General features: G+C 66.5%; 1 protein-coding gene. It reads left to right on the forward strand.

The genetic code is table 11. The annotated features are described in order from the left end of the window. Positions 1-944 precede the first annotated feature (944 nt). Positions 945-1068: transposase (locus E1298_RS52105; RefSeq protein WP_165976008.1), on the forward strand; the 124-nt coding region annotated here is incomplete at its 3' end.

Below are 1068 nucleotides of genomic sequence, written 5' to 3' on the forward strand. Positions count from 1 at the left end.
AGGACTCCGCGTCTCAGGCTGGCGCGAAGCACTCAACGAACTCGCCATCGCCTATCCAGGGCGGATCAGGTAAAGCGGGCCTCACAACAACAAGAGATGATCTTTCCACACTTCAGGTGACACGCTCGCGCGGCGACGAGATGGCTAGGACCTCCCTGGCAGGATGGCGGTTGACGCCGGGTCGGCGAGTCGAGCTTCGAGGTCGGCGGTGCGCCGGTCTTGGAAGCGCAGACTGGAGCGGGAGGCTTGGAGGCGCTCGTCGAGGGTGCGGTTGTTGCTGGTGAGCTGGCGGACTCGCTGCTTGGGGGTGGTGTTCTCAGTGGTGATCCGCGCGATGGCCTCTTGGGTCCATTCGGCTTCCGGGTCGCGGATCTGGCCGAGAGTTCGGCGATGCGAGTGCGCTGGACTGTGATCTCGGGGTGGCCTTGAGAGCGACTTCAGCGTTGAGCGCCCGTTCTCGCCGGTTCGCTTCGCGCCCGGCGGGCGAAGGCCGCCACCGACGGCTGTGCCCTTTCCCGTTTGAGCTGGGTGAGTGCGTCGTGGACGTGTTGGAGCGTGGCCTGGCTGGTGCGGCGGCGTGCCCCTAGCGCAGCCGCGGTCGGTCCGTGGTTTGGGACGAGTGTCGGTCATACCGAGTCCAGTTCGAGGTCATCTTTGGGGAATCCACCGTCGCCCTACTGCACGGAGGCCGGCGGTGCGGAAAGCGGTGCTCCAGACGCGGTGGAAGTGGTCCTGGGATTTGGGCAGGTTCAGAGCGAGCGCCTCGTCGAGAAGCCCGAGACCGGCCTGAGCCTGCTCGCGAGTGAGGAGGTCGTCGGATCGGTGAGGAGCTCGCCGGGGCCTGCGCTGCCGGGGCCGGTGACCCAGACGTGCTGGAGGACGTCTTGAAGGTCGTGCGCTTCCCCTGAGATCGTGGAGACCGAATCTGAAGAGAAGGTTGAGTCGTGGGAGTCAGGAAGCGCGGGTTTGACCCGGAGTTCCGGGCGGGAGCCGTGCGCATCGTTCGGGAGACCGGCAAGCCCGTCGCGCAGGTCGCGCGGGACCTGGGGATCAACGAGTACACGCTCC

Source organism: Actinomadura rubrisoli (assembly GCF_004349215.1).
Taxonomy (GTDB): Bacteria; Actinomycetota; Actinomycetes; order Streptosporangiales; family Streptosporangiaceae; genus Spirillospora; species Spirillospora rubrisoli.